This is a genomic window from Pseudomonas sp. GL-B-26, assembly GCF_019947405.1.
In the GTDB taxonomy this organism is placed as follows: Bacteria; Pseudomonadota; Gammaproteobacteria; order Pseudomonadales; family Pseudomonadaceae; genus Aquipseudomonas.
Map to the genome: position 1 here is coordinate 46,427 of NZ_JAGYGJ010000035.1, position 20,479 is coordinate 66,905.

At 59.1% G+C, this 20,479-nt stretch carries 13 protein-coding genes and 1 riboswitch; of the genes, 2 read left to right on the forward strand and 11 right to left on the reverse strand.

The features are described 5' to 3' along the window. Window positions 1-153: 153 nt before the first annotated feature. From KGB23_RS21340 to ltaE, 3 genes are all read right to left on the reverse strand, one after another. Window positions 154-1,395, reverse strand: coding sequence for an aspartate kinase (locus KGB23_RS21340; RefSeq protein WP_129437628.1), 1,242 nt, complete (start codon window positions 1,393-1,395; stop codon window positions 154-156). A gap of 91 nt (window positions 1,396-1,486) precedes the next feature. Then, a complete protein-coding gene (alaS, locus tag KGB23_RS21345; protein WP_223432471.1) occupies window positions 1,487-4,111 on the reverse strand; it encodes an alanine--tRNA ligase in 2,625 nt (874 codons plus the stop codon). A 146-nt stretch (window positions 4,112-4,257) separates the two neighbouring features. Beyond that, window positions 4,258-5,262 carry a low-specificity L-threonine aldolase gene (ltaE, locus tag KGB23_RS21350; protein WP_223432472.1) on the reverse strand — a complete coding sequence of 335 codons (1,005 nt, stop codon included), beginning with the start codon at window positions 5,260-5,262 and terminating at the stop codon, window positions 4,258-4,260. Between the two features lie 195 nt (window positions 5,263-5,457). Next, window positions 5,458-5,628: riboswitch (FMN riboswitch) on the forward strand. Window positions 5,629-5,730: 102 nt separating this feature from the next. Here ltaE and KGB23_RS21355 point away from each other — a divergent pair. Continuing rightward, on the forward strand, window positions 5,731-6,240 hold the full coding sequence (locus KGB23_RS21355; protein WP_007943897.1) for a 6,7-dimethyl-8-ribityllumazine synthase: 510 nt from the start codon (window positions 5,731-5,733) through the stop codon (window positions 6,238-6,240). A 117-nt stretch (window positions 6,241-6,357) separates the two neighbouring features. Here the strand turns inward: KGB23_RS21355 and astE are convergent, their stop codons facing one another. The 7 genes from astE to KGB23_RS21390 all read right to left on the reverse strand — a co-directional run bounded on the left by astE (window position 6,358) and on the right by KGB23_RS21390 (window position 14,150). Then, complete coding sequence (astE, locus tag KGB23_RS21360) at window positions 6,358-7,368, reverse strand: succinylglutamate desuccinylase (RefSeq protein ID WP_223432473.1); 1,011 nt, start codon at window positions 7,366-7,368, stop codon at window positions 6,358-6,360. A gap of 12 nt (window positions 7,369-7,380) precedes the next feature. Beyond that, complete coding sequence (locus KGB23_RS21365; protein WP_033056735.1) at window positions 7,381-7,668, reverse strand: hypothetical protein; 288 nt, start codon at window positions 7,666-7,668, stop codon at window positions 7,381-7,383. A 21-nt stretch (window positions 7,669-7,689) separates the two neighbouring features. After that, window positions 7,690-9,036, reverse strand: coding sequence for an N-succinylarginine dihydrolase (astB, locus tag KGB23_RS21370; protein WP_223432474.1), 1,347 nt, complete (start codon window positions 9,034-9,036; stop codon window positions 7,690-7,692). Between the two features lie 153 nt (window positions 9,037-9,189). After that, window positions 9,190-10,659: a succinylglutamate-semialdehyde dehydrogenase gene (astD, locus tag KGB23_RS21375; RefSeq protein WP_223432478.1), complete on the reverse strand. Its 1,470-nt coding sequence runs from the start codon at window positions 10,657-10,659 to the stop codon at window positions 9,190-9,192. Beyond that, complete coding sequence (gene astA, locus KGB23_RS21380; protein WP_008154313.1) at window positions 10,656-11,681, reverse strand: arginine N-succinyltransferase; 1,026 nt, start codon at window positions 11,679-11,681, stop codon at window positions 10,656-10,658. The genes astD and astA overlap by 4 nt, the downstream gene beginning before the upstream one ends. A gap of 95 nt (window positions 11,682-11,776) precedes the next feature. After that, on the reverse strand, window positions 11,777-12,796 hold the full coding sequence (gene aruF / locus KGB23_RS21385; RefSeq protein ID WP_008154316.1) for an arginine/ornithine succinyltransferase subunit alpha: 1,020 nt from the start codon (window positions 12,794-12,796) through the stop codon (window positions 11,777-11,779). Between the two features lie 133 nt (window positions 12,797-12,929). Beyond that, window positions 12,930-14,150 carry an aspartate aminotransferase family protein gene (locus KGB23_RS21390; protein ID WP_223432475.1) on the reverse strand — a complete coding sequence of 407 codons (1,221 nt, stop codon included), beginning with the start codon at window positions 14,148-14,150 and terminating at the stop codon, window positions 12,930-12,932. A gap of 287 nt (window positions 14,151-14,437) precedes the next feature. Between KGB23_RS21390 and KGB23_RS21395 the strand changes: the two genes are divergently transcribed. Next, the gene (locus KGB23_RS21395; protein ID WP_223432476.1) at window positions 14,438-19,303 is read left to right on the forward strand and encodes a dermonecrotic toxin domain-containing protein; all 4,866 of its coding nucleotides are present in this window, start codon (window positions 14,438-14,440) and stop codon (window positions 19,301-19,303) included. Window positions 19,304-19,334: 31 nt separating this feature from the next. Here KGB23_RS21395 and argR read toward each other — a convergent pair whose 3' ends face one another. Beyond that, window positions 19,335-20,315: a transcriptional regulator ArgR gene (gene argR / locus KGB23_RS21400; RefSeq protein WP_150657168.1), complete on the reverse strand. Its 981-nt coding sequence runs from the start codon at window positions 20,313-20,315 to the stop codon at window positions 19,335-19,337. Between the last annotated feature and the right edge of the window lie 164 nt (window positions 20,316-20,479).

Here is a 20,479-nt window from a genome sequence, read left to right on the forward strand (position 1 = left end):
CAGTCTGCAAAAAAAAGGCACTCGACCTACAACCTGAACGATCGCAGCCCTACATGCCTGAGTATTGACTAGCGCGAGCAAAAGAACAGCTTCGGGTCGCACCATTCAAAAAAACAAAAGGGCGCGGTCAGACCGCGCCCTTCGGTTAACGCATCACTCGCCCTGTCGGGCCGGTGCGTCCAGTTCGAAAGCCGTGTGCAGAGCGCGCACAGCCAGTTCCAGGTACTTCTCTTCGATCACTACGGAGACTTTGATTTCCGAGGTCGAGATCATCTGGATGTTGATGCTTTCCTTGGCCAGGGATTCGAACATGCGGCTGGCCACGCCTGCGTGGGAGCGCATGCCGACACCGACGATCGACACCTTGGCAATCTTGATGTCGCCAACAACTTCACGGGCACCGATCTCGCGAGCGGTGTTTTCCAGCACGGTTTGCGCGGCCTGAAAGTCATTGCGATGCACGGTGAAGGTGAAGTCGGTGGTGTTATCGTGCGCAACGTTCTGCACGATCATGTCGACTTCGATGTTCGCGGCGCTGATCGGGCCGAGAATCTTGAATGCAACGCCCGGGGTGTCTGGCACGCCACGGATGGTCAGCTTGGCTTCATCGCGGTTGAAAGCGATGCCGGAAATGATCGGCTGTTCCATGGTTTCCTCTTCATCAATAGTAATGAGGGTGCCCGGACCCTCCTTGAAGCTGTGCAGTACGCGCAGCGGAACGTTGTACTTGCCGGCGAATTCCACCGCACGGATCTGCAACACCTTGGAACCGAGGCTGGCCATTTCCAGCATCTCTTCGAAGGTAATCTTGTCCAAGCGCTGAGCCACGGACACCACACGCGGGTCGGTGGTGTAGACGCCGTCGACGTCGGTGTAGATCTGGCATTCGTCAGCCTTCAAGGCTGCCGCCAGCGCCACGCCGGTGGTGTCGGAACCGCCACGACCGAGGGTGGTGATGTTGCCGTGCTCGTCGACGCCCTGGAAACCAGCGACAACGACCACACGACCGGCCTTCAGGTCACCCCGAATCTTCTGTTCATCAATCTGCAAGATACGCGCTTTATTGTGAGCGCTGTCCGTCAGAATCCGTACCTGACTGCCTGTGTAAGACACCGCTGGCACGCCGCGCTTGATCAGCGCCATGGCCAACAGCGCAATCGTTACCTGCTCGCCGGTGGAGACGATCACATCCAGCTCACGTGGAACCGGTTGGCCGTCGCCACTGATTTGCTTGGCCAGATCGATCAGACGGTTGGTTTCGCCGCTCATTGCAGACAGCACAACCACCAGGTCATCGCCGGCTTCGCGGAATTTCTTAACCTTGTCGGCGACCTGTTCGATTCTCTCGACAGTGCCGACCGAGGTGCCTCCAAATTTCTGTACGATCAAAGCCATTTCAAAGCCGCCTCTGCCCATGAAGGGCGCCCAAATAATCACTCAAACAGCGTTCGGGCCCGCCACTAGACCGCGGGCCGGACACACTGCCTTATAAACCCTGCTCTACAAATGGAACAGTCAGGGCCAGTGCCGCATCCAGTGCGCCAGCGTCAGTACCACCGCCTTGCGCCATGTCTGGACGACCACCGCCCTTCCCGCCCACTGCCGCAGCGGCTTGCTTCATCAAATCACCGGCTTTGAGTTGGCCAGTCAGGTCTTTGGTTACGCCTGCAACCAGAACGACCTTTTCCTCATGGACACTGCCGAGCAGGATCACTGCGCGGCCGAGTTTGTTTTTCAGTTGATCGACCAGCGCCAGCAGCGCCTTGCCATCCTGACCGTCCAGACGCACGGCCAGCACTTTCACGCCTTTGACATCCAGGGCAGAAGCCGACAAATCGTCGCCCGCCGCGCTGGCAGCCTTGGCCTGCAACTGCTCGAGTTGCTTCTCCAGCAGACGGTTGCGCTCCAGCACAGCCGACAGCTTGTCGATCAGGTTGTCGCGGCTACCCTTGACCAGGTTGGCCGCTTCCTTGAGTTGTTCTTCAGCAGCGTTCAAGTATGCCAGCGCCGCGGCGCCAGTGACCGCTTCGATACGACGCACGCCGGAAGCCACACCGCCTTCGCTGATAATCTTCAACAGGCCGATGTCGCCGGTACGGTTAACGTGGATACCGCCGCACAGTTCGACGGAGAAATCACCGCCCATGCTCAGTACGCGCACGCTGTCGCCGTATTTTTCGCCGAACAGCGCCATGGCGCCCTTCTGCTTGGCGGTTTCGATATCGGTTTCTTCGGTTTCAACTTCGGAGTTCTTGCGAATCTCGGCGTTGACGATGTCTTCCAGCGCCTTCAATTGCTCAGGTTTGATGGCTTCGAAGTGGCTGAAGTCAAAGCGCAGACGCTGACTGTCGACCAACGAACCTTTCTGCTGAACATGGTCGCCCAGCACCTGGCGCAATGCGGCGTGCAGCAAGTGAGTCGCCGAGTGGTTCAACGAAGTCGCGTGACGCACTTCAGCATCAACATGAGTTTCTACCGGCGCGCCGATGGTCAGGCTGCCCGACGCCAGCACGCCGTGATGCAAGAAGGCGCCACCGGTTTTGGTGGTGTCGCGCACATCGAAACGGCTGCTGCCGACTTGCAGATAGCCGCAGTCGCCGATCTGACCGCCGGATTCAGCGTAGAACGGCGTCTGGTTCAGTACGACCACACCCTCTTCGCCTTCGCTGAGTACGTCGACCGACTGGCCATCTTTATAGAGACCAACGACTTTCGCCGAACCTTTAGTCGCTTCATAGCCGGTGAATTCGGTGGCCACATCAACCTTGACCAGGCTGTTGTAGTCCATGCCGAAGGAGCTGGCGGAACGGGCACGGACGCGCTGGGCTTCCATTTCGCGCTCGAAGCCTTCTTCGTCGATGGTCAGGCTGCGTTCGCGAGCGATGTCGCCGGTCAGGTCCATCGGGAAACCGTAGGTATCGTACAACTTGAACACTACGTCGCCCGGCACCACGTCGCCTTTGAGTTCGGCCAGATCCTGCTCGAGGATTTTCAGGCCCTGCTCCAGGGTCTTGGCGAACTGCTCTTCTTCAGCTTTCAGTACGCGCTCGATGTGCGCTTGCTGGGATTTCAGCTCAGGGAAGGCTTCGCCCATCTCGGCGACCAGGGCCGCAACGATCTGGTAGAAGAAACTGCCCTTGGCGCCCAGTTTGTTACCGTGACGGCAGGCGCGACGAATGATCCGGCGCAGCACGTAGCCGCGACCTTCGTTGGATGGCAGCACACCGTCGGCAATCAGGAAACCGCACGAACGAATGTGGTCGGCGACGACTTTCAAGGAAGCCTGAGCGTCGTTGGTGCAGCCGATGGCCTTGGCCGATGCAATCAGTAGGCTCTGGAACAGGTCGATTTCATAGTTCGAGTGAACGTGCTGCAGCACGGCACTGATACGCTCCAGGCCCATGCCGGTATCGACCGACGGCGCTGGCAGCGGGTGCAACACGCCATCGGCGGTGCGGTTGAACTGCATGAACACGTTGTTCCAGATTTCAATGTAACGGTCGCCATCTTCTTCCGGCGAGCCCGGCGGGCCGCCCCAGATATCGGCGCCGTGATCGTAGAAAATCTCGGTGCAAGGACCGCACGGGCCGGTATCGCCCATGGTCCAGAAGTTGTCAGAAGCGTACGGCGCGCCTTTGTTGTCACCGATACGAACCATGCGTTCGGCCGGAACGCCGATTTCCTTGGTCCAGATGTCGTAGGCCTCGTCATCGCTGGCGTAGACGGTGACCCAGAGCTTTTCTTTCGGCAGGTTCAGCCACTGGTCGGACGTCAGGAAGTTCCAGGCGTAAGTGATCGCGTCGCGCTTGAAGTAATCACCGAAGCTGAAGTTACCCAGCATTTCGAAGAAGGTGTGGTGACGGGCGGTATAACCGACGTTTTCCAGGTCGTTGTGCTTGCCGCCGGCGCGCACGCATTTCTGGCTGCTGACCGCGCGGGTGTACGCGCGCTTTTCCTGGCCCAGGAAACAGTCCTTGAACTGGTTCATCCCCGCGTTAGTGAACAGCAGGGTTGGGTCGTTGCCCGGAATCAAAGAGCTGGAGGCTACACGGGTGTGGCCTTGCTCTTCGAAGAAGCGAAGGAAGGCTTCACGGATTTCTGCGCTTTTCATTAGGTTCTTCCACGGAGGCTGCGGCCAAAGGCCTGTGCGAAACGTCAACAGACGAAGCGACGGCAAAGGGCCGCATTATATCGGCCCTGCGCGCGGGGTACAGCGTGTTTATACGATAGAAACGGTCAATTGGACCGCTAACGCTATCAGTTGCGCGAAAACTCGACGAATGTCGCGACGACCTGCTCGATTTGAGCGCGACTGACGCCCATGTGCGTGACCATGCGCAGACGTCCGGCAGCGCTCAGCTTGATCCCGCGTTCGGCGGCAAACGCCTTGATGGCCTCGGCCTTGTCGCCCATCTGCACGTAAACCATGTTGGTCTGCACCGGCTCGACCTCGTAACCCGCCGCTCGCAAGCCTTCGGCCAGCAACTGCGCATTGGCATGGTCATCAGCCAGACGCTGAACATTGTTATCCAGCGCGTACAAACCTGCTGCCGCCAGAATCCCTGCTTGGCGCATGCCGCCGCCGACCATCTTGCGCAGGCGTCGCGCCTTGCCGATCAACTCGACCGAGCCGCACAGCACCGAACCGATCGGCGCGCCCAGGCCTTTGGACAGGCAAACTGATACGGAATCAAAGTGCTGAGTAATTTCCCGGGCATAGACACCCAATTTGACCGCCGCGTTGTACAGCCGCGCGCCGTCCAGGTGCAGCTGCAACCCATGTTCACGGGTAAAGCTTCGAGCCCGCGCCAGATACTCCAGCGGCAAAACCTTGCCCTGCATGGTGTTTTCCAGCGCCAGCAAACGGGTGCGGGCGAAGTGGAAGTCATCCGGTTTGATCGCAGCCGCGACGTGCGCCAGGTCCAGCGAGCCGTCGGCCTGCACTTCCAGCGGTTGAGGCTGGATCGAACCGAGCACCGCAGCACCGCCACCTTCGTACTTATAGGTGTGAGCCTGCTGGCCGACGATGTATTCCTCACCGCGTTCGCAGTGGGCCATCAAGCCCAGCAGATTGCTCATGGTGCCCGTCGGAACAAACAGCGCCGCAGCAAAACCCAACCGTTTTGCAAGTTCGGCTTCCAGACGATTGACCGTTGGATCTTCGCCGTAGACGTCGTCACCTGTGGCCGCGCTGGCCATCGCGTCGAGCATCCCTGCGGTCGGTTGGGTGACGGTGTCGCTGCGAAGATCAATAACGCTCATGAATCTGGCCTCGGTAAGCAGGGAAAATCCCTTTCAGTCAGGAATTACTGCGGTCATGCAGACGAATAATCAACCCTTGGGTAGGAAAAGGCTTCCTGAACCGACGAAAAAGTCGATAGCAATCATCAAATAGCAGCAATGCACAGGTGAGAAATATGTGTTAAAAACGCTTCGCCGCCAAACAATCTGGCGGCAAAACGTTCTCAGGGCGGGGTGCAACTCCCCACCGGCGGTAATTGCGCGCAATGCGCATAGCCCGCGAGCGCTTGGTGACAGGCACGGCAATGGCTGTGATGGCGGCAAGGTCAGCAGACCCGGTGTGATCCCGGGGCCGACGGTCATAGTCCGGATGAAGAGAGAACGGGATTGGCGCCAAAGGGCCGTCCGCAGGCATTCGTGCGAGCGTGCGTACCCTTAAATCCCATTCGATTCATATGCCCTGTTTTTTACATAAACAGGAGTCAGAACATGCAACCCACCGCAATCGATAGCAAAAGCAAAAACCATCAGGGCGAGCGCGTTGCGTTCATCCAGGCCTGCTGGCACAAGGAAATCGTCGATCAGAGCCGTAAAGGCTTTGTGGCCGAAATGATTGCTCAGGGTTATCAGGAATCGGAGATCGATTTCTTCGAAGTCGGCGGCGCCTTTGAAATACCGCTGCACGCCAAGCTGCTGGCCAAGTCTGGTCGTTATGCCGGCATTGTCGCGGCGGGCCTGGTGGTCGACGGCGGGATCTACCGCCACGAATTCGTCGCCCAGTCGGTGATCAGCGGGCTGATGCAGGTTCAGCTGGAAACCGAAGTGCCGGTGTTCTCGGTGGTTTTGACCCCGCACCACTTCCATGCAGGTGAAGAACATCAGAAGTTCTTCTTCGAGCATTTCGTGCATAAAGGCCAGGAAGCGGCGAAGACGTGCGCGGATACGCTGCACAAGATGCGTGCGCTGCGTCGTAGCGAGCCTCGCGCGGTAGCCGTCTAAACACCGAACGTGTGGGAGCGGGCTTGCTCGCGAAGGCGGTGTGTCAGTCGATACTTATGGTGACTGATACACCGCTTTCGCGAGCAAGCCCGCTCCCACATTGGTTATGTGTTGGATTCAGGCGAGGTTATCGTCGGTAGTCGGCACAATCAGGATGCCGGCACGCAGGCCGTTCTTGACCTTGGGGTTCGGGAAGATGATCCGGGCACCTTCCTCCTCAATGATCCACCGGGTCTGGGCGATGTCTTCGGCCAGCAGGTAACCCACCTCCAACTCCGAAAAGTTCTCGATGTCCGCTGGCAGGTTCAAGCGGAAGCTATCGCTGTGCTTGATGATTTCTCGCGCCACGCTAAACAGCTGCAAACCGTCCAGCGCCTCTTCGGTCTGGGCCGGCTCGTTGCCTTCGATAATCTGTTTGAGACGGGTTTCCAGCAGATCGACGTTGACCCCATCGTTCTGCCCGAATGGCCGCGCCTTACCCAACTCGAGGGTAAAGGACTCGGCACCGAGCTTGTCGTAGGTATAGGAGCTGAAAACGATGGACGGCTTGTTTTGAAGCAGCACCGCTTCCATGCCGGCAGCGCGCAGGCGCGCCAGTTCCAGGCGTGAATGCTGACGGCCTTCTTTCCAGGGATACAGCGCGAACTGCTCGATTTTCGAACCGCGAATCGCGGTGTGCAGGTCATAGTGCAGACGGTTGCGATCCGGCAGGCTGAAGAAACTCGCCGCCAGCCGCTCCAGTTCACACGCGCGCAGGGCTTCGGAGCCGCTGCTTTGTTCGTGACGGCCGTTAAACAGCCGATTGACGTCCTGCTCGATGAAACGCTCGCCTTTGCGAATCGCTTCCGGGTTGCCGAACAAGAACAGAATACGTGCGCGCGGCTTGAGATCGCCGCGGGCAATGTCGTGCAACAGACGATCGAGCAACTCGATCGGCGCTGTTTCGTTGCCGTGAATGCCAGCCGATAGCAGCAGGTCCAGGCCGTTGTCGCGGGCTTCAGGTGGCCGGACTTCCAGCGCACCTTCGCTCAACCAGCGCATGCGCACGCCTTCGACAGTCAGTTGAGTCTTCTCCGCCGGTTCGCGGCCGGCGAGGGTCAGTTCAAGCAGTTTGCCGAGGGCGAGCATAGAACGGTTTCCTTAGTGGTCGTGTGCGCAATCCGGGCCGTGCACGTGGTCTTCGTCACCGACTTCAGCCGGTTCCATTTCCAGTTGCAGACTTACCAGATTAGTCGCCAATGGGCGCAGCAGCAGGTTTGCGTATTCAGCGTCACCTTCTTCGACGTCCACGCCGATCAGCAATTGGCCGCGGCCGTCCTGCTGAATCCACAGCTCTTTGCCTTGCCACATGACCGCGACGCGGGTGCAGGACGTTTCCAGTTGCGTGCCGTCGGTGTCTTCAAGGATCAGCTGCAGGGTATCGCTCATGTTTTTTTACGCTCTCGACGTTCAATTGATCTGGAATGGATAAACCGCGCCCAGTTTAAGGATTTGCGTCAGTTCATCCAGTGCCGTCCGGCACTCAAGCAGCAATTGCGGGTCCGCGAGATCATTTTCGGTCATGCGGTCGCGGTAGTGCTTGTCGACCCATTCGGTCAGCGTGCCGTACAACGGTGCCGTCATGATAACCCCTGGGTTGACGGCCGCCAGTTCGGTTTCGTTGAGCGCGACGCGCAGTCGCAGGCAAGCCGGGCCGCCGCCGTTCTGCATGCTCTGCTTTAAATCGAACACTTTCACTTCGCGGATCAGGCCGCCGGAGCTGGTCAAACCTTGCAGATACTGCCAGACACGCTCGTTGCCACGGCATTCTTCCGGCACGATCAACAGCATCGAGCCGTCAGGACGCGACAGCAGTTGGCTATTGAACAGGTAGGAACGAACGGCGTCTTCCACGGTGACCGCGGAACGCGGTACGCAGATCGACTGAAATTTCCCACCGACTTTGGCGAGTTTGCTCTGCAATTCGGCCAGCATCTGCTCGGTGTCGAGGAACGCGTCCTCGTGATAGAACAAAACTTCGCCATTACCCACCGCGATCACATCGTTGTGGAACACGCCCTGATCGATCACCGAAGGGTTCTGCTGAGCGTAGACCACGCCGTCATCACTCAAGCCGTGCAGGCGGGCAACCGCCTGGGAGGCTTCGAGGGTCTGACGGGCCGGGTATTTCTGCGGTGCCGGGTAACGGGTGTCGAACGCGCTGCGACCGAACACGAAGAACTCGACGCCCGCTTCGCCGTATTCACGGCAGAAACGGGTGTGGTTGGCTGCGCCTTCGTCACCGAACTGCGCGACGGTCGGCAATGCGGCGTGGTGAGCGAAGTGCTTCTGGTCAGCGAACATCGCCCCCAGCACACGGCTGGTAGTCGGGTGTTCGATGCTGCGGTGATATTTGCAGTTCAGGTTAGCCGCGGTGAAATGCACACGGCCATCCGCGGTGTCGGCACTCGGGCTGACAGTGGCGGCGTTGGCCACCCACATGCTCGACGCCGAGCAACTGGCGACCAGCAGCGGCATCGCATCTTTGGCCGCCTGCTCGATCACCTGAGCGTCGGTGCCGCTGAAACCCAAACGACGCAGGGCTGCCACGTCCGGGCGTTCCTGTGGTGCGAGCACACCCTGTTGAAAGCCCATTTCCATCAGCGATTTCATTTTCGCCAGGCCTTGCAGCGCGGCTTCCTTCGGGTTCGAAGACTGCTGGCTGTTGCTCTGGGACGCGACGTTGCCGTAGGACAAACCGCCGTAGTTATGGGTCGGCCCCACTAGACCGTCAAAATTGACTTCATAGGATTTCATCAGCGAGGCTCCACGAGAATCTGTTGTTATAGGCATCAGTAACTATTCTTTGAGACCGAGGCGCGGCCATCGCGAGCAAGTCGAATCGTCGCACCGCCGCTCCCACATTGGAATGCATTTCCCTGTGGGAGCGGGCTTGCTCGCGAATGGGCGTCACGCCATCTTCAAGCCGGGCGTCAGGGTCGCCGGCAAGGTCAGGCTCGGGGTTTCCAGCGAAGCAACCGGGTACGCGCAGTAATCTGCCGCGTAGTAGGCGCTGGCGCGGTGGTTGCCCGAAGCGCCGACACCGCCGAATGGCGCGCTGCTCGCTGCACCGGTCAGCTGTTTGTTCCAGTTGACGATGCCCGCACGGCTTTCCAGCCAGAACTGCTGATAACGTGCTTCGGAATCCGACAGCAGACCGGCCGCCAGGCCATAGTCGGTGTCGTTGGCTTCAGCGATCGCCGCCTCAAAGTCAGCGTAGCGGATCACTTGCAGCAGCGGGCCGAACAGCTCTTCGTCAGGGCGATCAGCCACTGCCGTGACGTCCAGAATGCCCGGGGTCAGCAAGGCAGCTTGAGCTTGTGGCTGAGTCATTTCCAGCAATGCTACTGCGCCGTTGCCCAGCAGATGCTCTTGCGCATCCATCAGTGCTTTCGCAGCGCCGAGAGAAATCACCGAGCCCATGAACGGTGCCGGTTGCTGATCAAACGCGCCGACTTCAATCGTACGGCTGACCGCCACCAGACGCGCCAGCAGTGTGTCGCCCCAGGCGCCCTGCGGCACCAGCAAGCGGCGGGCACAGGTGCAACGCTGACCGGCAGAAATGAACGCCGACTGGATGATGGTGTAAACGGCAGCATCGAGGTCTGCGACCTGATCAACGACCAGCGGGTTGTTACCGCCCATTTCCAGCGCGAGGATCTTGTCCGGACGACCGGCAAACTGTTGATGCAGGTGATTGCCGGTGCGGCTGGAGCCGGTGAAGAACAAACCGTCGATGCCCGGGTTCGCCGCCAAGGCGATACCGGTCTCGCGAGCGCCTTGCAGCAGGTTCAACACGCCTGCTGGCAGACCGGCTTCGATCCAGCACTTGACCGTCAGCTCGGCGACTTTCGGCGTCAGCTCGCTGGGTTTGAACAGCACGCTATTACCGGCCAGCAGCGCCGGCACGATGTGACCGTTCGGCAAGTGACCAGGGAAGTTGTAAGGCCCGAACACAGCGACCACACCGTGTGGCTTGTGGCGCAACACGGCGGTGGCGTCGCCCAACGGGCCGCTCTTCTCGCCGGTACGTTCGCGGTAGCTCTGCACCGAGATCGCAATCTTGTTGACCATGCTGGTGACTTCGGTCGCCGCTTCCCACAAAGGTTTGCCGGTTTCCTCACCGATGGTGCGAGCCAGTTCTTCAGCATTGTTCTTCAGCGCGGCGGCAAAGGCTTCCAGCACTGTGATGCGCTCTTCCAGGGTACGTCGGGCCCAGCTCGGGAATGCCTGGCGCGCGGCTTGCACGGCCGATTCAACCTGAGCAGTGGTAGCGCCCTCGCCGGCCCACAGCACTTGTTGGGTTACCGGGTTCAGCGACTGAAAGGCTTCACCCTGGCCGGCCAGCCATTCACCTGCGATGTATAGCGAATTCATTATTTCGACTCCCTGGCAGCGGACAACGGAACGGCGCGCACTTGATCGCCGGCGTTGAGTTGAAGACGTTTAGCGGTCAGCGGATCGACCACCAGCGTACCGGCGGCGAAACGTGCAGGAGCAGCAGTGATCCGGCAGTCTTCGCGCTTGCGGTTATGAATCAGGAACGGAGTGGCGTCGTCACCCGGTGTGCCGATGGCCAGCACCAGCGCCTGGCTGTCGCGCACTGCTCGGATCTTGCCGGTTTCGCACTCAACAGCAGGGCCGGCGTCGAAGATGTCGACGTAGCCTTGATAGCTGAAGCCTTCGCTTTTGAGCATGGCCAACGCCGGCTCGGTGTCCGGATGAACCTGGCCGATCACGTTGCGTGCATCTTCCGACAGGAAGCAGGTGTACAACGGGAATTTCGGCATCAGTTCGGCGATGAACGCCTTGTTGCCCACGCCGGTCAGGTAGTCGGCCTGGCTGAATTCCATCTTGAAGAAATGACGCCCCAGGCTTTCCCAGAACGGCGAACGCCCGGCTTCGTCGGACATGCCGCGCATCTCGGCGATGATCTTGTTGCCGAACAACTGCGGGAACTCGGCGATGAACAGCATCCGCGCCTTGGCCAGCATGCGCCCGTTGAGGCCAGTGCGGTAGTCGGCGTGCAGGAACAGCGAGCACAGCTCGGAGTTACCGGTCAGGTCGTTGGCCAGGAACAGCGTCGGGATTTCGCGGTAGATGTTCAACTCTTGCGAAGCGCTGACGGTCAAGCCAACCCGGAAGTTGTACCAAGGCTCACGCAGACCGACGGCGCCGGCAATGGCGGAAATACCCACCACGCGGCCATCATCGTCTTCGAGTACGAACAGGTAGTCCGCATCGCCCCGCCCGGCTTCGCCGCGGAAGGTCTTCTCGGCCCAGCCGACCCGATGGGCCAGACGCTCTTCATTGGCCGGCAAGGTGGTCAGGCCAGTGCCGGTGCTGCGGGCCAGGTCGATCAGAGCGGGTAAATCGCTGCTGCGTACGGGACGAACGATCATGCTATCTCCTCAAACGGGCCGCTTGCGCCACCCGTGAAACTCGCTGCTTTTTAGGCATTCTTTCCAAGCATTCTTTCCAGGCGTGGCAGCAGGCGTTAAACCGCCACCAGGCGCACGCTGGCACCTTCACCGACACCCAGGGCTTCGGCCGCTTCAAGATCCAGGGTCACGGGTTTGCCCGGCGCGTAATCGAGCTCAAGCAAAACGGCGCGGTAATCCTGCAACTGGGCGTTGGCCACCAGGTACTGACGACCGGCGCCTTTGACCGGCTCGCCGATTTTCACCGGGACTACTCGGCTCTGGGCAATCGAACGGATCCCCGAGACACGGGCGTGCAGGGTCGGCCCACCGTCGAAAATATCGATGTAGTGATCGGTCTCGAAGCCTTCGCGCATCAGGATGTCGAAGGTGATCTGCGCCCGTGGGTGCACCTGACCCATCGCCTCTTGAGCGGAATCCGGCAGCAGCGGCACATAGATCGGGTAATGCGGCATCAGCTCGGCCAGGAACGTCCGGCTCTTCAGACCGCACAGACGCTCGGCAGCGGCGTAGTTGAGGTCGAAGAAATTACGACCGATGGCATCCCAGAACGGCGAATCACCATTTTCATCGCTGTAACCGACGATCTCGGTCACCACAGAATCGGCAAAACGCTCTGGATGGCTGGCGACGAACAGCAAGCGACCACGGGAGTTGAGTTCCGACCAGGCCGAACCCACCAGCTCCGGCAGCACGTAGAAACTGGTCAGCAAACTGTTGCCGGTCAGGTCGTGGCACTGGGAGAGGACGTGAATCTTGTTATGAATCTTCAGCTCGCGAGAGGCGTGCACAAAGGTTTCATTACGGAAGCTGTAGAACGGCTCGGAATAACCGGCCGACGCAACGATGGCCGAGCAGCCCACCAGTTTGCCGGTGGCGGTGTCTTCGAGGACGAAGAAATAGCTCTCTTCACCGTTGAAGCTGACTTCGGCGGCGAACGAGGCTTCGCTTGCCGCGATCTTGTCGCTCAGGCGTTCAACGTCATCCGGCAAGGAAGTGACACCAATCGGGCTGTCCGCAGCCAGACGCTGTACCTCGCCCAGATCAGCCATTTGCGCGGGGCGCATCACCAGCATGGTGTCACTCCTTACTTAACTTCAGGTTGGCGAATTGCGCCAACTCGGGGAAAAAAATGCCGGGCAGGCCCGGCACAGGAAAATTGTCTCAGCGCCTATCTATAACGATAGGCGCTGAGGAGCACTGCATGAATCAGGCTTGAGTCAGTTTCGCCGCGGCGCGCTCGAAACGATCCAGACCGGCATCGATATCGGCGTCTTCAACCACCAGGCTTGGCGCGAAACGAACCACGTCCGGGCCGGCTTGCAGAATCATCAGGCCTTCTTTTTCAGCGGCGTTGAAGATGTCCTTGGCCTTGCCTTTCCAGGCATCGTTCAGCACGCAACCGATCAACAGGCCCATACCACGGACCTGGGTGAACAGGCCGTACTTCTCGCCGATCTGTTCCAGGCGGGCCTTGAACTTGTCGTGCTTGGCGTTGACTCCGGCCAACACTTCAGGGGTATTAACCACGTCGATCACGGCTTCAGCGACAGCGCACGCCAGCGGGTTACCGCCGTAGGTGGTGCCGTGAGTGCCGACGACCAGGTGTTTGGCCAGGTCTTCGGTGGTCAGCATCGCAGCGATCGGGAAACCACCGCCCAGGCTCTTGGCGCTGGTCAGGATGTCCGGCGTCACGCCGTAATGCTGGTAGGCGAACAGCTTGCCGCTGCGGCCCATGCCGGTTTGCACTTCGTCGAAAATCAGCAGCGCATTGTGCGCGGTGCACAGTTCACGGGCGCCTTGCAGGTACTCGAGTTCAGCCGGGATCACGCCGCTCTCGCCCTGGATCGGCTCCAGAACCACAGCGCACGTCTTGTCGGAAATGGCGGCTTTGAGCGCGGCCAGATCGTTGAACGGCACGTGGGTGATACCGGTGATCTTCGGACCGAAGCCATCGGAATACTTCGACTGACCACCGACGTTCACGGTGAACAGGGTACGGCCGTGGAAGCTGTTGAGCGCGGCGATGATTTCGTACTTCTCGCTGCCGAAACGATCGAAACCGACGCGACGGGCCAGCTTGAAGGCGGCCTCGTTGGCTTCGGCGCCGGAGTTGCAGAAGAACGCGCGCTCGGCAAAAGTAGCGTCGATCAGCTTATGGGCCAGGCGCAAGGCAGGCTCATTGGTGAACACGTTGGACACGTGCCACAGCTTGTTCGCCTGCTCGGTCAAGGCACTCACCAGCGCCGGGTGCGCATGGCCCAATACGTTAACGGCAATCCCGCCGGCGAAGTCGATCAGCTCGCGGCCAGACTGGTCCCAGACGCGGGAACCGGCGCCACGCACAGGGATGAAAGCGGCAGGCGCGTAGTTGGGAACCATTACCTGGTCGAAGTCGGCGCGTTGTACCGCAGCGTGCTCAACGGACATCGGAGTCTCCTGATGAGGAACACTCGCCTGAAACTGGCGAGCGATGGGGGGATTGTAAGGACAGTTTTCAGCCCGGCCTTGCCGCCAAGCGACAACTTCTTATAGCGCAAACCCCGGTTTTTCCCGGGTTTACGGCAATGCGACATATAGGGTCGCAAAGGCGCAGTTTAAACCGTCGGCACAGGTTATAGGCAGGCTTGTCGAACGGTGCGGTAAATATGTACCGCACGGAACCGATCATCGTCTGTTTTGCTGGCGGCTCATCCAAAACGCTAAGGGAATAGCGCATGAGCCGATACGAGAACGATCGCCTTTCCACTACCGGGGGCAGTGAATCCGCTACGCAGCCCGACGATCACTACCATCACCTGTTCAACAATCTGCCAGTCTGGCTACTAGAAGCATCGTCCAGTACACAGAGCGCCCTCAAGAACGCCACGCTTATGGCGCCGGACTGGCATGGCACCGCAACACCGCAGCAGCACCAGGCGCTGAAAAAGATCAGTCAGGAACACTGGACCCATCGAAATCGTCTGGACTCAATGCTGTCGAAGCTGCGAAGCGCACAAGCCTTTGCCGAACCGCTGCTGAGCGACGCCCTGAAAACCCGGTTCAACCTGGATCTGGATGTCAAAACCACCTTCCTGCGCCTGTACATCCCTCAAACCGCGCCACTTTTCGGAATCAAGACTGGCGCCGCGCGCACCTGGACCGTGTCGATGCTCGACGCCGTCCTGCATAACTTTCACGAATCGGAAACAGCGGCAGGGGCTTACGAGTCGGCCTCGACGTTCATCACCAAACCTTCGCCCACAGGGCAGTTCGATACGCTGCCGGCGGTCAAGCAAAAGCTCACTATTCCGGCCTTTGCCCGGTTATGCCGGGAACTGGATATCGGCGCCCGGTACAACGTTTACCTCAAAGACAATCTGGGGTTCTCCAACCCGGTAGCCGGTGCGGTGTTGAAATCGAAGGTGATCGGCTCGCACAAAACAGCACTCAAATCTGCGCTGCAGATGGCGCAAATCCGAAAGGATATTCCAGCGGATGCCCATCTCTCGATCCAGCGCATTCTGGAAGGGCGTTCGGGTGCTCGACTGGATGGGCAGCCGCTGCAGGGTCACGACCTGACAATGATGTCCTCCTCACTGACCGGCATTGTCATTTTCGCGGCGAGTCTGGAGCGCGCACGCACGGCAACACGGATCATTGTCTACATTCCCGATGATCCAGAGCATCCTCTCAAGGAATACCCGAACACATTGGCGTTCATGGCCGAGCTGACCCGCAAACTGCGCTCGCCCGCTTATCAAACGTTCTTCAGTCGCTTCGTCGACCACAAGGAAAGAGGACATTTTTTCGCGGACCTCAACCGTCGCCTCCAGCGCGTGACCTGGCATCAACACCGACAGGGCGACCCACTGCCGAGCTGGCGCGAAACGCCCATCGACAAGCCTGATTTGCGGTTTTCGGCGGCCCCGTTCAGAGCGGACCTGTGGAACCATCTCTATCAGCGACAGCTGAACAAGATCCTCAACGATGCAAGCACGCTCGCCGTCTCCACCGCCACTGCCGACAGCAACGCGCGATGGGCATTGTGGAATGCCTTCAGCAAAGTGGCCTCGACAATCCTTGAAATCGCGGCGTTCGTTGCGTTGCCTTTCGTCCCGTTTCTCGGCGAATTGATGCTCGGCTACATGGCCTACCAATTACTCGACGAAACCTTCGAAGGCATAGTGGACCTGGCGGAAGGGCTGAAAACAGAAGCGTTCGGGCATCTGATGACGTTCGTCGAAACGGTGGTTCAGGTGGGGACATTTGCGGTGGGCGGCGCCATCGCTGCCCGGACCCTCAGCCGCCTGCTCTCTCGTGAAGCTATTGCGCTTGTCGACCCACTCAAACCCGTCACAACGCCCAAAGGAAAAACCCGCTACTGGAAGCCGGATCTCAAGCCTTACGAACAAGCACTCATTTTGCCCGAAGGAGTAAAACCCGATCATCTCGGCCTCTATCAATACGAGGGCAAGACGCTGCTGCCGCTGGAGGAAAAACTGTATGCCGTGAAGCCCGACCGCGTGCCAGGCACGTTTCAGATTAAGCATCCGAACCGAACTGATGCTTATCAACCCCCTCTGCTGCATAACAACCACGGCGCCTGGCACACAGAACTGGAGCAACCGCTGAACTGGGACCGGGAAAAAGTCATGTCTCGCCTCGGCCATAGCGTCGAGTCATTCAACAGCGTTGAGCGCGAACAGATCTTGCGGGTCAGCGGTTACCACGACGACGTAGTGCGCGAAATGCATGTCGAACATTATCGTCCGCCTTCGCTGCTGACAGACACGATCAAGCGTTTCAGGATCAACCGGGACATTGAAACTTTTATCGAACAGATCGGCAGCGACCAGCCCGAGCGCTATCGCAAGGCCGATCTGATCCTGCAACATCAATTACTGACCGGCTACGACGATTGGCCTGTCGACACGCCAATGCCGCCACCGGAAACCCAAACGAAAGCCTTCAGAAAACAAACGGCCGAACTTGCCCTGAAGCATCACAAATCGCTGTTCGATACACGCTATCGCGCGCAGGAGAAAACCGACAACGTGCAGGTCCAGCGACTGCTCGACGACGTGCATGGATTGCCGACCGATGTCGCGCAAGAGCTGGTGAGCAATGCAACCGGGACCGAGTTACGCCAGCTGCACAACGGTCGCGCGCCCCTACGGCTCAAGGAAGCAGCACTAAAAGCCATGGAGGCCGTACGCGCAGCCCGAGCCTGTGAAGGCCTTTATTCCGACGCTCTGGACAACACCGACACCCACCGACTGGCCTTGCAAAGCCTGAATTCGCTGCCCGGCTTTCCCGCCGAACTGCGTATTGAAGTGAGGGATTACACCCATGACGGACTTGTGCGCGACAGCATTGGCCAGGCCGATGCGCCGATCGTGAAAACACTGGTGCGCGCCGAAGTCGGCACTTACCAGGTTTATCAAGACAGCGAATCGGTGCCCGGTGATTTTTATCAGGGACTTTTTCAGGCGCTGCCGCAAGCACAGCGCAATGCGTTGAGCCCATCTATCGCAAATGCTCAGTCACTCAAACTACACATCGCCGAACATGCATTGAACCAACCGGCACTACGCAAGCTGTTCGCAAAAAATCCCAATCGAAAACCGTTCTACGATCCGACGACCATGCGCTTGCCTGGCGGCTCGGATGGATACCGACGCAGTTACTTTCCGACGCCGTCCCTCAACGACCGTGTTCGCGAGGTTTACCCCAGCCTTTCCGAGGAGGAACTCCAGTCTGTTGTTCTCCAGTTACAAACGCATCCCGATGGCGCTCGCATGGAGCTCTCACGCCTGTCCAGCGAGCTCTCGCGACTGCATCAGGATCTGAACACCTGGCTAAACGATTCGCCCACTGTCCACCCGCAAACCCGAGTTCCCCTGAGCGAACTGGAACGACAGGCCGCTCAACACAATCGCAGGCTGCTGGCCCAGGAAATCCAGCGCAGCTGGCGCCGACAATCAGAGCGGGACTTCGATGGCCCGGATGACACACCGCGCTATGCACTCAGATTTGCCGAGCCGATTCTTGGCGATCTACCGACGCTGACGGCCGATTTCCCCCATGTGTCATTGCTGTCCCTTGAAGGCAGTCATGCTGTGCAGGGTGTTCCCGAGTTTCTTCAGCGCTTCACCAGCTTGCGCCGCCTCGATTTAAAACGCTTTTCCCTGACCGCCCTCCCCGAGGCCATTCCTCGAATGACGGACCTTGATGCGCTGGTGTTAAGCGATTGCGGAGTCAGGTTCGATGCAGCCAACTGGGCGAAACTGTCTTCATTGAACAAGCTGGTCATGCTGGATCTGTACCAGAACCCGTTCACTATGGTGCCCAGTGTCGAATCCATGCCTGAGCTTGTTCACCTGGACCTGAGCCGTACCGGCCTGACCGACATTCCCGACAGCGTAGTTCGCCACCCTAAACTTGATACCGCGAAGCTGCTACACAACAGGATCAGTGAGCTGCCTTCGCAATTATTCGAAAGCCCGGTGTACACCAAACGCGCAATACACCTGATGCACAATCCGCTTTCGGATAACGCCCGACAACTGATCAAGCATCACTACTTCGACAGCTCATACGATTTGGGTATCTATGCCCCAGAGGCGGACATCAACCGAGTCAGGGCGCTATACCCGAACCTGGAGGTCGAACAGGCGAGCGAGTTTGTCTATGAACTGGCAGGCACACTGGCAGACGGCCGGATCGAGTTGACAAGCCTTGAAGCGGAGTTGGCACAATTGAGCAACGACTTGGCGGCATGGACCGCCAACCTTCCGGCCCAACACCCGTTGACGGGCGAACCGTTCACCGCCCAACAACAGCTTGTCGAGCACATGAACCGCGACCAATTCAAACTGACACTGGAGCAGTGCTGGCGGCATGAAAGCGAACTGGATGATTTCAATGGAGCACTGGAGCCCACATATGAACTCGTTTTCGAATCCTACATCAACGGCGACCTGCCTACCCTGAACGCCGACTTCAGTCATGTGACATCGCTGGAGTTACGCAGCGTCGACGGAGTGACCCGAGCCGGGCATTTTCTGGAGTCTTTCCCCAACCTCAAAAGCCTCAGATTGCGCGACTGTAATCTGGGCAACATTCCCGATGCTGTGTTCAAGATGGGTCAACTGCGGTCGCTGTCGCTCCGTGAGTGCCGCGTCAGACTGTCAGCGGAGTCGGCAAGTGCGCTGGCGGGAATGGAACAGCTCGATTATCTCGATCTGGCCCACAACCCCCTGGGGCAAACGCCTGACCTGAGTCAGATGATGGAGCTCGCGACAGTACTGTTGAATGACACCGGCATCACCGAAATACCGCACGGCCTGCTGCAAATGACAGCGCTGGACTGGGCCGACCTCAGTGGCAACGCCGTCACCGAAGTCCCCAGCGACGTGCTGGAACTGCCGATGGAAATCGCTGAAAACATCAGTTTTCGAGGTAATCGGTTTTCCGAAGAGAGCCTGCTACGGCTGATCGGTTACTTCGAACGGACGGGCATGGACTTTGGCGTGGAAGAGGTGATCAATCGAGGAGAGATGGAGATCTCGACTTCTGAAGGCTCTGAAATAGAGGAGTAAATCAGCCTCAGCAGGTGACGTGATTGCTCTGTCACCCACGCTCCGAGGGCACCGACGACAATTCGAACGGGCTGCTGCTGCGCCGCTGGTTGCGATCTTCCCGCGGCGTGGCACCGAAGAAGTTGCGGTAAGCGCTGGAGAAATGCGGCCCCGAGGAGAAGCCACACGACAGGCCGATCTGGATGATCGACTTGCTGGTTTGCATCAACATCTGCCGGGCCTTGTTCAGGCGCAGTTCCAGGTAATACTGGCTCGGCACACGGTTGAGGTATTGCTTGAAGATCCGCTCCAGCTGCCGACGGGACACGCACACATGCTGGGCGATTTCGTCGGTGGTCAGCGGCTCTTCGATGTTGGCTTCCATCAGCAACACGGCTTGCGTGAGCTTCGGATGGCTGGAACCGAGACGGTTCTGCAGCGGGATGCGCTGACGCTCGCCACCCTCGCGGATGCGCTCGACCACCAACTCTTCCGACACCGCACCGGCCAGTTCTGCGCCGTGATCACGAGCCAGCACGGCCAGCAGCAAGTCGAGTACCGACAGGCCGCCGCACGCGGTCAGACGATCGCGATCCCAGTCGAACAGATGACTGGTGGCGATGACTTTCGGGAAACGTTCGGTGAAGTCGTCCTGCCAGCGCCAATGCACGGCAGCGCGATAACCGTCGAGCAAACCCAGTTGGGCCAACGGGTAAACACCGGCCGACAAACCACCGATCACGCAGCCAGCACGCACCTGTTGTTTCAGCGCACTACTGAGCGCCGGCGCGAGTGTGGTCGGCGGCTCATCGGCGAGCAGGAACAGTTTCTGGAAGTTTTCGAGCTTGCCGGCCCATGGTTCACCCGGCAATTGCCAAGCGCCTTCAGTCGGCGGTTCGGCCTGCAAAAAGGACAGTTCGTAGACAACGTCCGGATGCACACGCTGGGCAACACGCAAGGCCTCCTCAGCCAGCGCAAGCGTCAGTGCTTTAGTGCTGGGCCAAATCAGGAAACCAATTCGATGGGCAGTCATGGCGGGCAATCCGAAACGAAAACAGTGATGAAGGCATGGGCCAATGCTAGCCCGTAAATGAACGCAAATCTCGAAACCTGCAGCGATCAAATGTGGGAGCGGGCTTGCTCGCGAAAGCGGTGGTTCAGACAGCAACGATGTTGACTGAACCACCGCTTTCGCGC